We start from the raw sequence: 10,943 nt of genomic DNA, 5'->3' as shown, positions 1-10,943 counted from the left end.
CGAGCGCCGCGTTCACATCGGCTTCGAGTTCGGGCGGGTAGCTCTTCCCGTTCGTGTAGAAATAGGTGCAGACTTCCGTCGTAATGGTGAAGCCGGGGGGCACGGGAAGGCCGAGATTGGCCATCTCCGCGAGGTTTGCGCCCTTGCCGCCGAGAAGGTCGCGCATTTTGGTCGTCCCTTCGGCCTTGCCGCCGCCGAACGCGTAAACCCATTTCGTCTTCCGCGTGCTGCTTTCTGTCGTCAAGATCTCAACCCCCGGCTGATGCGCCTGTCTTGCTCTGCTTAAGCCTTGCTGAGTCTAAAGCTCTCGCGCGCTCAAGGAAAGCCAGCCAAATCTCCTAAATTTGATTTAGCGCCGAAAATTTCTCTGCGCTCTGATGTTCCTCGTCCGTTCCGCGGCGGCTCTGCCTGTTGCGCGCCGTGCTCTTTGCAAGCTTTCCGACATTTCACGCGCCCAAATCCGGCGCTGCGTCAGCGTTGGCGCGCCCGCGGGGAGCGCGAATGGCCGCCCGCATGAAATGGAACGGTTTTCGCAACCCGATCGCAAAACGTCCGGATTGGCTCGAATCGAACAGACTCAATCGTCATCGACGATGGCCGGCGTTTGCGGGAAGAGTCTGGCTCCGGTCTCGAAGCCTCATGCGGAAATGGTCATCAATAATCACTAAGGGCGTGAACCTGCCGGGCTGCCGTCGCGGCTGCGCCGGAGCGGCGGATCCGGGGGCGGCGCCCTCTGTTCGCGCCCTGAGCGAGGGTCGAAGGCATGATGAAAGTCCAGATTGAGCGGCCTTATATCGAAGCGATGATCGGCGAATTTCCCGACCTCGTCGCCCTCAAGGAGCAGTTGCGCTTCGGCGACAGGGTCGAAGTGGCGTTCAGCCAATTGTCCGACGCCCAGATTGGCCTCCTTGGAGAGCTTTACCGGAAGGCGGGCCCGGACATGCAGATCCGCGCGGCGCAATTGTCGACGTCGCGCCAGACCCTCAATGACAAGGGCGTGCGCTTCGGTCCGAACGATCTCGAAATGGTGCTCCCCGCCATCGTCCGCTATCTGCTCGCCGACGCTATTCGCGGATGGGTGTTCACGGCGAATGTAGCGACCAAGCCCTTGCCTTACGTGATAACGCGGCTTGACTATACGCCGGCTTCGAATGAGGAAGCCGGCAGGCTCTTTATCGAACTGAAGGCCAACGCCAAAGGCGCGGTGGCGGTCAATACCGTGCGCGTGAGCAGCAATGACATCGACGGCAAGACCATTGGGGAAATTTTCGCGGCTAAGGGCTTTCTGAAGGAAACGCCGGAACTGATCGCCGCTTACGACGAGACGATTGACCGCTATTTCGACTGGCGCGCCCGGTACGGCGGACAATTTTCGGCGCGCGGCACGGGGTTTTATGCGGAGGATCCGAATTCCTCGCATCGCGAGATGGATTGGTCGCGCAAGGACATTGTGGTGTTGTCAACCACCGGGTCGCCGGCCCGATTGGTCAATGACGAAAGCATTTTGACCAATCGCGCCCTCACTCTTGACGTTCCGGGCGAAATCCTGACGCCCTATCTGCGCAAGGCCTCAAAGAGCAGCAAGTTCGACGCCGAGGACGAGGTCAAGGAGCTGCAGGACGCATTGCCGGCGGGGCTGTTCACCAAGATCCCGGTGCATGGCTTTGTGCTGATGTTTCATCTCGAACTGCATCATTACATCTGGGTCCATGTGGACGACATGGAGCCCTATGAATACAAGCCCGCCCTGAAGCAGAAGCTCGTTCTGCCGCCCGAACAAACCGATCTCATCGACATACTGACCGCCGAAATGGATGTGCTGATGGACGATATCGTGGCGGGAAAATCAGGCGGCACCACGGTGTTGTGCGCCGGGCCGCCCGGGGTCGGAAAGACGCTGACGGCGGAGGTCTATTCGGAGATCATCAGGCGTCCGCTCTACCGCGTCCACTCAGGCCAGCTCGGCCTCAATGTGGCGGCCATGGAAAGCGCCCTCAAGGAGGTGTTGACGCGCGCGCAGCGCTGGGGCGCCGTGATGCTGATCGACGAGGCCGACGTCTACATCAAGAAACGCGACAACGACATGACCATGAACGCGGTGGTCGGCGTCTTTCTGAGAGTGCTGGAATATTTCAACGGGCTGTTGTTTCTGACCACCAACCGCATCGACGACATCGACGAGGCGATTGTTTCCCGTTGCATCGCCCTCATCAAATATTATCCGCCGGACCCGGATGCGCGGCGCAAGATCTGGCGCGTGATGGTCGACCAGTTCGCACTCGACGTCGACGATGATCTGATCGCGCGGCTGGTTGATCTTTTTCCGGCGGCGACGGGGCGTGACATCAAGGGCCTCGCCAAGCTGGTCGGAAAATTCTGTCATCAAAAGAGGGAAAAGCCGTCGCTCGAAGCCTTCCGGCGCTGCTCCATCTTTCGCGGCATGGACATGATGGAGGCGTCGGCCGCCTGAGCGCCCGGTCAGGGCAGCATCGAGCCTGTCTCGATGAAGCGCTGGTGCCAGGACAGCGCCTCGCCCGGCAGTGAAGGCGATTGCTGGCCGTAGGAGCTCTTCTTCGCGCGCCGATAATAATCTTCGAGCGCCGGCCGGTAAGCGGGATGAGCGCATTTTGCGATGATGAGTTCGGCGCGCTGCTTCGGAGAAAGGCCGCGAAGATCGGCAAGGCCCTGCTCGGTCACGATCACCTGCACGTCCTGCGTGATATGATCGACATGCGAGCATTGCGGCACGATCGCCGAGATTTTGCCGCCCTTCGCGGTTGATGGCGTCATGAAAATCGACACGAAAGCGTTGCGCGCGAAATCGCCGGAGCCGCCAATGCCGTTCTGAATGCGCGATCCCATCACATGTGTGGAGTTGACGGCGCCATAGATGTCGGCCTCGATCAGTCCGTTCATCGCGAGGCAGCCGAGACGGCGGATCAGTTCCGGGTGGTTGCTGATCTCTTGCGGGCGCAAAATCATCTTGTCGCGGAAGTCCGCCATATTGTCGTTGAGCGAGGCGGCGGCCTCCGGGCTCAGCGAGAATGCGGTGGCCGAAGCGACGCGCAGCTTGCCGGCGGCCAGCAAGTCCAGCATGCCGTCCTGGATGACTTCGGTATAGGCTGTCATGTTCTCGAACGGTGATTCGAGCAGCCCGCTCAATACGGCGTTGGCGATATTGCCGACGCCCGACTGGAGCGGCAGCAGCGACTGCGGCAACCGGCCCTTCGCCACCTCATGCCGGAAGAATTCGATGAGGTGTCCGGCGATGCTGCGCGCCGCTTCGTCGGGCGCCGAGAAGGGCAGGTTGCGATCGGGCGCATCGGTTTCCACGATGGCGACGATCTTGTCGGGGTCGCATTGCAGATAAGGCTGACCGATGCGATCGTCCGTGCGAATGAGCGGGATCGGCACGCGGTTCGGCGGCAGCGCGGTGCCATAATAAATATCATGCATGCCGTCGAGCGCGGGATTTTGCCAGCGATTGACTTCAAGGATGACCTGCCGCGCCCGGTCGAGCCAGGTCTTGTTGTTGCCGACGGACGAAGAGGGAATCAACGACCCGTCCGGCCGGATGCCGGTGACCTCGATCACCGCCGTGTCGAGTGGACCAAGGAAGCCCTGCCACGCCATCGGCGCGACCTGGCTGAGATGCATGTCGAAATATTCCATCTCGCCGCGATTGATCTTTTCGCGGGCGATCGGATCGGAATTATAGGGCAGCCGCAGCTCGATGCCGTCAACGCGAGCGAGCGCGCCATCGAGTTCGGGGCCGGTGGAGGCGCCGGTCCAGATGCGCAGGCGAAATGGATTGCCGGCCTTATGCTCCGCCTCGATGCGGGCGGCGAGCGCAAGCGGCACGGCCTTCGGATAGCCGGACCCCGTAAAGCCGCTCATGCCGACAGTTGCGCCGGAGCCGATCAGCGCAGCCGCGTCCTCTGCCGTCATCACCTTGGACCGCAGACGCTCGCATCCAATCCTCGAATGGTCCTTCGTGAGCAACTGGCCAGTCAAGATCGTCTCTCCCGCTGCGTCCGGCGCTGAAATCGGCCGTTCATATCAGAAAGCGCGTTCAATAAAGTGAAATGAACGTCATTGCAAACATTGGATATGCAAATTGCGCCTTGTAATCATGCTGTAATCGAAATTGAGTCTCTCGACGCGGACAATAATCGTCAGAGTGATGACGATCTGAATTCGTATCAGGCCATCTCGACAATGGCAGGATCGTTCGCCGAACACTTCGAGATCTGCGGGATCAGGCTGCGGGTTGGAGATCAGCCTCGATCCGCTTCACCGCCTTCACGCTTGGCTTTGCGCGCTGCGGCGCGAGGCGCGGCGAAGACGTCGGACATTGCTGTTTCGCCGGCGGCGAGCTCGATGATCTCGGCTGTGATCTCATCCTGACGTACAAGGCGCTGTCTCGCCTGCAATGCGGCAAGCTGGCGCTCGATCTGCCGTCGCGCCGAAGCCATCGCCTCCATTCGCGCCTCATTCTCCGCCGCGAAGGCGTGCAGCGCGGCGTTGCAAAGCTGCGCATGCATGTAATCCGCGGTCAGTCCGGAAAGAAGCGTCGTCGCGGGGAGGTTCAGGAGGGGGCAGTTCCTGTCGCGGGGTGGCGGAAATACGGACAAATCCATGGGAAAGAGGCGGCGGCGTTCAACATGCACGCCGCCGCCCGGCCGCCATTGGCTGAAGACGGCGTCGAGCCGGTCGATCTCGGCCGTCGCGATCTTTCCGTAGAGCGCCTCGGTGATGCAGTCCGCAAGTTTCGGGATGCCGTCGGTATGCGCGGGCATGGCGCTTTTCCAGCCGGCGTTGACGCCTCTTTCAGCGCCGAGGGTCGCGCCGCGCGAGCCAATCAGAAAAAGGTCGGAGGCCGAAAGATCAGCGCCCGCGGCGTCGAATACGCGCTCGCTAAAGGCGCCGGCGAATCCCTGTTCCGCGCAAAACAGCACGAGCGCCGGCCGGCCCGATGCGCGCGCGATTGACGCCGGCGGCGGCGCCAGTGCGACGACGCGCCCGATCGCGGCGGCGATGGTCGCCGCATAGCTGTCGACGGCAAGCAATTGGCGGCGGGCCTGCTGCGCGCGCGCCGCGGCGATGCCGCGCATCGCATTGACCACGGCGCCGAGCTGGCGCACGCCCTCGATGCGGGCGCTGATTTCGGCGAGCCGTTCGGTCATGGGGCGCCCACCGCTTTCACTGGGGGCGTGATTGACTGAACATAATGTTGCAGCGTCTGCAGCAGCGCCTGCTTGTGCGCCTCATCGAGCGTCCCGGTCTCCTCGATGAGCCGCACGGCGTCCGGCGCGCCGCGGCCGAGCGCATCGGCGAGGCCTTGCCGGAACGCTGGGACGATTGCTACGGGAAGCTTGTCCAGCAGGCCGGATTGAATGGAGAGGATCAGCGCGACTTCGTCTGCCAGCCGCAGCGGCGCGTGCTGGGGCTGTGCGAGAATGGCGCGGATGCGCGCGCCGCGCGTCAGCTGGGCGCGCACCCGCGTGTCGGGCATGCCGCCGAAGCGGGTGAACATCTCGAGTTCGAGAAACTGGGCGTAGTCGAGGCGCAGCATCTCGGCGGCTTCGCGCAGCGCGCGCGCCTGCGTCTTGCCGCCGACGCGGCTGACGCTGACGCCGACGTCGACGGCCGGCTTCTGCCCTTCATGAAAGAGCTTCGCGTCGAGCACGATCTGACCATCCGTGATCGAGATGAGATTGGTCGGGATATAGGCGCTGAGATTGCCCGCGTCTGTCTCCGCGATCGGCAGCGCCGTCAGCGAGCCGCCGCCCTTTTCCTTGGAGAGCTTGGCCGCGCGCTCCAGCAGCCGCGCATGAACATAGAACACGTCGCCGGGATAGGCCTCGCGGCCCGGCGACTGACGCGTCAGCAACGCAATCTCGCGGTGGGTCGCCGCATGTTTCGACAGATCGTCGATGACGATCAGGGCATGCTGACCGCGGTCGCGGAAATATTCAGCCATTGTGAAGCCGGCGAAAGGCGCGACCCATTGCAGTCCCGGCGAGCTTGCCGGCGGCGCGACGACGATGATGCAGCGTTCCGGCGCTCCGCTCGCCGTGATTGCGTCAATGGCGCGGCGCACGCTCGAACTTTTCTGGCCGACCGCAACATAGACGCAGAATATGTCGCTCGTCCTTTGATTGATGATCGCGTCGACCGCGACTGTGGTTTTGCCGATGGCGCGGTCGCCGATGATGAGCTCGCGCTGCCCGCGTCCGAGCGCGAACAGCGCGTCGACGACAACGAGGCCGGTCTGGACCGGCTCGGTCACGAGATCGCGGTCGATGATTGCGGGGGCGGGACGCTCGATCGGCTCCAGCCTCTCGGCCGCGATCGGCCCCTTGCCGTCGAGCGGCCGGCCGAGCGGATCAATGATGCGGCCAAGCAGCGCCGGCCCGACCGGCACGCGCACCACATCGCCGCCGGCGCGCACGGCGTCGCCCGCCTCGATGGCGTCCGCTTCGTCGAGCAGCACGCAGCCGACGCGATCGCGCTCGAGCACCTGCGCGAAACCATATTGCCCCTTGTCGAAGCGCAAAAGCTCATCGAGGCCGACATTGGGCAGGCCGGAGATGAGGGCGATGCCGTCGCCGACTTCCTCGACGCGGCCGATCGCGTCGGCCTGGGCCCCAAGCTTCGCGGCGCCGAGTTTTTCGCTCGCGCCCTCGAGCCAGCGGTCGGCCTGCGCATCGGCGTCAGATTCTGTTGTCATGCGTCAAATCCGCGAGAATGCGATCAAGGTCGGAGCGCCAGCTATTGTTGACGACGAGTTGAGGGCCGCGCAGTTCGAGTCCTGCGATCAAACCGGGGTCCGCCTTGAAGACGATCCGGGGCTGCGCGCCGAGCGCCTCCGCGATCAGCTTGCGGTAGCGCTCCTCGTCTGTGGGGTCGAGCGGCGCCGCGCTGATCGCCTCGAGCGTCACGCCATCGGCGGCGACCGCCTGCCGAGTTGCATCGGGCAGGTCGCGAATCTCTTTCAGCAGCCAGTCCAGAAAGGCGGCGCGCGGCGCCGCTCCATCGAGCCGCGCGACAAGGCGTCCGGCGATTTCGACGGCTAGACGGCTCGCTCGATCGGCGAAGGCTTTCTCCGCCAGGGCCTGCTCTTTTTGCATCGCGGCGCGCGCCGCCGCCTGCTGGGATTCGGCCTCCGTCGCTGCCGCCTGCAGGCGCGCCCCCCGCTCGCGCTCGCCCTCTTCGTGCGCGGCGGCAAGGACCGTCTCGCGTTCTTGCGCGAAGCCGGCGCGCGTTTTTTCGATGTCCGCGAGCGCCGCGCTCGCCTCATTGCACTTTGCCTCGGCTTCCGCGAGAATTTGCTGTGCGGCGGCGCGGCGCTGCTCGATGATCGCCGCGACCGGACGCCAGAAGAAACGCCCAAGCAGCCAGACCAGGATAAGAACGTTGATGGTCTGGAGGCCAAGCGTCCACCAATCGATGGTCATGACGTCATTTCAGCAGCGGGTTGGCGAACAAAAGCAGCAGCGCGATGACGAGGCAGTAGATCGCCATCGTCTCGATCATCGCAAGGCCGACAAAGAGCGTGCGGGAAATGGTGTTCGAGGCCTCCGGCTGGCGGGCGATCGCATCCATCGCGGCGGCTACCGCGCGCCCCTCGGCAAGCGCCGGGCCGATGGCGCCGAAAGAGACCGCGACAGCCGCCGAAACAATGCTGGCAAGGGCTAACCAATTCATGCGGAGGTCCTTTGATTTGAGGAATCGTTAGCGGGCTTCCCCTCGCTGACCGCGCCGGCGATGAAGACCATCGCGAGCACCGCGAAGATATAGGCCTGCACCGCTCCGGTGAGGAGATCGAGCGCCATCAGGGGGATCGGCACGAGGAGGCCGGCGAGGGACAGGACGATGCCGATGACGAAGACGCCGCTCATCACATTGCCGAACAGGCGCACGAGCAGGGAGAATGTGCGCGTGAGGCTCTCGACGAAATTGAGCGGGATCATGATCGGGTTCGGCGCGGCGAAAGTGGCAAGATAGCCGCGCAGGCCGCCGGCGCGCACGCCAAACCAGATCACAGCGACGAAGACGAGGAGCGCGAGCGCGGCGTCGGTCTCTATATGGGCCGTCGGCGGCTCGACGCCGGGCGCGAGCGACGACCAATTGGCCACGAAGATAAAGACGAACAAAGTGCCGATGAAGGCGCGATAAGGCGCCGGCTCGACATTCATCGTGTCGCGGATCTGACTGTCCAAAGTCTCGACGACGAGCTCCATCGCCGCCTGCCTTGCCGAAGGAGCAAGCGACAGCCGGCGCGTGAGGAGAAAGGCGCCGCCGGCGAGCAGGATGATGATCGCCCATGTCACGACGACGCTGGCCGTGATCGCGGCGGGGCCGAGATGAAAGAGCGCGACGCTGGCGAGCGGCGAAGTCATGCAGCCGCCTCTTTGAGCCTGCGCATGACGAGGGCGCGGCCGATGAGCACGCCGAGCGCCATGGCGAGCAGCGGCGGGGCGCCGTGCAAGCTCGCCAGCGCCAGCGCGCCGCCGAGAAGGATGAAGCGGCCGATCGTCAGCGCGACGGCGACCGCCGTATGGCCGCCCGAAGCGAACAGGCGGGCGCTTTGCCAGAGCGCCGCGAAATAGGCGACGCCAAGCGCGACGCCGCCTGCGAAATACGCCACGAGGCTGATGACGGTCCCGGCGGCGGGAAGGGTGTCGAACGGCCAGAAGTTCATGCGTCCTTGATCCATTTCCACGCGGACCAGCATCCAAGACCCAATCCAAGCATCAGCAGCGGCGCGGTCCAGAATAGGCCTGAGTTGAATTTCTGGTCCAGCCAGCGGCCCGCGAAAATGCCGATCAGCATCGGCGTGACGATGATCCAGCCGAGCACGCCGATCTGGGCGAGGCGGCGCGCCACGGAGGGATCGCCCTCGCGCAGCCAGCGCCGATGCCGCTCGCCGCGCAGCCGGACGCCTTTGACCAGCGGGTCCTCTTCGCCGGGCTCAGGGTCGCGCGCGCTCATCACAAAGATCCGGCGGCGCCGCGCCCGTCAGGCCGCAGATGGCGCATGATCTGGCGGATGGCGTTGAGCTGCAGCCGCGTGCTCTCGACGCGTTCGGTGCGCTCCGTCTCGATATCGGCGCGAAAGCGGCTGAGCACCGTTTGATCGAGCGTCAGGAGATCGTCGCCCGCCACCGCCTCGCGCGTGGCGATGGCGATCGCCTCTCCGCCGGTGACGGAAAGGACGCCGCGGCGCACCGCGCAATAGCGGCGTCTTCCATCGCCGCTTTTCCAGCTGACGATGGAGATAACGAGGCTTGTCAGAAAATCCGCGTGCCGGGGCAGGATTCCGAAGCCGCCGCTGCAATCCTCGGCGCGCAGCGCGAGCACGCCGTCCTCATCGACGACGACCGAAAGAGGCGTGACAATGCGCAGCTTCATGACGCGCTTCCCGATCCTTTTTTAGCGGACGCCGCCTCTTTTTCGCGCGCTTCGTCGAGCGTTCCAACCATATAGAGTGAGCTTTCCGCGAAATCGTCGGTCTCGCCGTCGAGAATGGCTTTGCAGCCTTTCAGCGTGTCGGCGCGCGCCACGCTGCGGCCCGGGACGCCGGTGAAGGCCTCCGTCACGGCGAAGGGCTGGCTGAGGAAACGCTGGAGCCTGCGCGCCCGCTTGACGATCAGGCGATCGCTTGCGCCGAGCTCCTCGACGCCGAGCAGGGCGATGATGTCCTGCAGGTCCCTGAAGCGGGCGATCGTATTGCGCGCGGCCTCGGCGATGCGATAGTGCTCCTCGCCCACGATCAGAGGATCGAGCAGCGCCGAGGACGAGCCGAGCGGATCGACGGCGGGATAGAAGCCTTCGGCGGCCTGCGCGCGCGACAGCATGATGATGCTGTCCATGTGGCTCGAGATCGCCGTCACGGCGGGGTCGGTAAAGTCGTCCGCCGGAACATAGACGGCCTGAATGGCGGTGACGGCCGCTCCCGCCACCGAGGCGATGCGCTCCTGCAGCGCGGCGACTTCCGTTGCGAGGGTCGGCTGATAGCCGACCCGTGATGGCAGACGTCCGAGCAGGCTCGACACCTCGCTGCCGGCCTGCACGAAGCGAAACACATTGTCCATCAGCAGCAGCACGTTCTGATGCTTCTGGTCTCTGAAATATTCCGCGATGGCGAGCGCGGTCATCGGCACGCGCCAGCGCGCGCCCGGCGGTTCATTCATCTGTCCATAGACGAGCACGGTGCGCGCGAGCACGCCGGAGCCCTGCATATCGGTCAGCAGCTCATGGCCCTCGCGGGAGCGCTCGCCGACGCCGGCGAAGACGGAGATGCCCTGATATTTCTCGACCATGGCGTGGATCAGCTCCATCACCAGCACTGTCTTGCCGACGCCGGCGCCGCCGAACATCGCCGCCTTGCCGCCCTGCGCGAGCGGGGCCAGAAGATCGATCACCTTGACGCCGGTCTCGAACACCGCGGTCGTCGAGGTTTCGTCCTTCAGCGCCGGCGGCGCATGATGGATGGCGCGGCGGGGCGTATCATCCGGCAGCGCGGGCCCGCGATCGCGCAATGTCCCGACGACGTCGAGGAGCCGCCCGAGAACAGCATTCCCGACCGGCGTCGAAATGGGCTCGCGCGTGGCGCGCACGGGCGCTCCACGCGCGAGTCCGGCGGTCGCCTGCAGCGCGATGGCGCGGACAGTGCCGGGATCGAGGTGGCTATGCACTTCGAGGATCAGAGCTTCCGGCCTGTCCCATTCGACGATCATGGCGGTGTTGATCGCCGGCAGCGACTGGCCTTCGAAGGTTACGTCGACGACGGCGCCTCGAACCGATGTGACGACGCCAGCCGCCGCGGCGGGGGTCACGGCTGGCTCCGCGTGCTGGCGACCGATTTTCTCATAGGCCCCTCATCTACTCTGCCGATTTGCCGCGGACATTGATTCCAATCAAGCCGCGCCGCCGCGC

The 10,943-nt window shown here is 64.5% G+C and carries 12 protein-coding genes; 1 reads left to right on the top strand and 11 read right to left on the bottom strand.

All coding sequences use genetic code 11. The features are described from left to right. A partial coding sequence (locus MPC4_RS10350; protein WP_425312451.1) for a PEP/pyruvate-binding domain-containing protein occupies positions 1-244 on the bottom strand: 244 nt, incomplete at its 3' end. Positions 245-766: 522 nt separating this feature from the next. On the opposite strand from MPC4_RS10350, the gene MPC4_RS10345 reads away from it, so the two are divergent. Beyond that, positions 767-2,470 (top strand): ATP-binding protein, encoded by a 1,704-nt coding sequence (locus tag MPC4_RS10345; RefSeq protein ID WP_174512457.1) that lies wholly within the window; start codon positions 767-769, stop codon positions 2,468-2,470. An 8-nt stretch (positions 2,471-2,478) separates the two neighbouring features. On the opposite strand, the gene MPC4_RS10340 is transcribed toward MPC4_RS10345, so the two are convergent. From MPC4_RS10340 to atpD, 10 genes are all read right to left on the bottom strand, one after another. Then, entirely contained in the window at positions 2,479-4,014 is a 1,536-nt protein-coding gene (locus tag MPC4_RS10340; protein WP_280514783.1) for a succinyl-CoA:acetate CoA-transferase ScpC, read from the bottom strand. 263 nt (positions 4,015-4,277) lie between these two features. Next, positions 4,278-5,186 carry a F0F1 ATP synthase subunit gamma gene (locus tag MPC4_RS10335; RefSeq protein ID WP_174512451.1) on the bottom strand — a complete coding sequence of 303 codons (909 nt, stop codon included), beginning with the start codon at positions 5,184-5,186 and terminating at the stop codon, positions 4,278-4,280. Further along, the gene (locus tag MPC4_RS10330; protein WP_174512450.1) at positions 5,183-6,733 is read right to left on the bottom strand and encodes a F0F1 ATP synthase subunit alpha; all 1,551 of its coding nucleotides are present in this window, start codon (positions 6,731-6,733) and stop codon (positions 5,183-5,185) included. Before MPC4_RS10330 ends, MPC4_RS10335 begins: the two co-directional genes overlap by 4 nt. Further along, positions 6,717-7,460 (bottom strand): F0F1 ATP synthase subunit delta, encoded by a 744-nt coding sequence (locus MPC4_RS10325; RefSeq protein ID WP_174512449.1) that lies wholly within the window; start codon positions 7,458-7,460, stop codon positions 6,717-6,719. The genes MPC4_RS10330 and MPC4_RS10325 overlap by 17 nt, the downstream gene beginning before the upstream one ends. Positions 7,461-7,464: 4 nt before the next feature. Beyond that, positions 7,465-7,710, bottom strand: a complete 246-nt coding sequence (locus MPC4_RS10320) for a F0F1 ATP synthase subunit C (RefSeq protein WP_134490651.1) — start codon at positions 7,708-7,710, stop codon at positions 7,465-7,467. After that, the gene (locus MPC4_RS10315; RefSeq protein WP_174512448.1) at positions 7,707-8,405 is read right to left on the bottom strand and encodes a F0F1 ATP synthase subunit A; all 699 of its coding nucleotides are present in this window, start codon (positions 8,403-8,405) and stop codon (positions 7,707-7,709) included. Before MPC4_RS10315 ends, MPC4_RS10320 begins: the two co-directional genes overlap by 4 nt. Then, positions 8,402-8,707, bottom strand: coding sequence for an ATP synthase subunit I (locus MPC4_RS10310; protein ID WP_174512447.1), 306 nt, complete (start codon positions 8,705-8,707; stop codon positions 8,402-8,404). The genes MPC4_RS10315 and MPC4_RS10310 overlap by 4 nt, the downstream gene beginning before the upstream one ends. Continuing rightward, positions 8,704-8,997, bottom strand: coding sequence for an AtpZ/AtpI family protein (locus MPC4_RS10305; RefSeq protein ID WP_174512446.1), 294 nt, complete (start codon positions 8,995-8,997; stop codon positions 8,704-8,706). Before MPC4_RS10305 ends, MPC4_RS10310 begins: the two co-directional genes overlap by 4 nt. Further along, the gene (locus MPC4_RS10300; RefSeq protein WP_174512445.1) at positions 8,997-9,416 is read right to left on the bottom strand and encodes a F0F1 ATP synthase subunit epsilon; all 420 of its coding nucleotides are present in this window, start codon (positions 9,414-9,416) and stop codon (positions 8,997-8,999) included. The genes MPC4_RS10305 and MPC4_RS10300 overlap by 1 nt, the downstream gene beginning before the upstream one ends. Beyond that, positions 9,413-10,843 carry a F0F1 ATP synthase subunit beta gene (gene atpD / locus MPC4_RS10295; RefSeq protein WP_174512444.1) on the bottom strand — a complete coding sequence of 477 codons (1,431 nt, stop codon included), beginning with the start codon at positions 10,841-10,843 and terminating at the stop codon, positions 9,413-9,415. The genes MPC4_RS10300 and atpD overlap by 4 nt, the downstream gene beginning before the upstream one ends. Positions 10,844-10,943 lie beyond the last annotated feature (100 nt).

The sequence above is a fragment of the Methylocella tundrae genome, assembly GCF_901905185.1.
In the GTDB taxonomy this organism is placed as follows: Bacteria; Pseudomonadota; Alphaproteobacteria; order Rhizobiales; family Beijerinckiaceae; genus Methylocapsa; species Methylocapsa tundrae.
The sequence above is the reverse complement of the archived record's forward strand: the minus strand, read 5'-3'. Positions and strand labels throughout refer to the sequence as shown.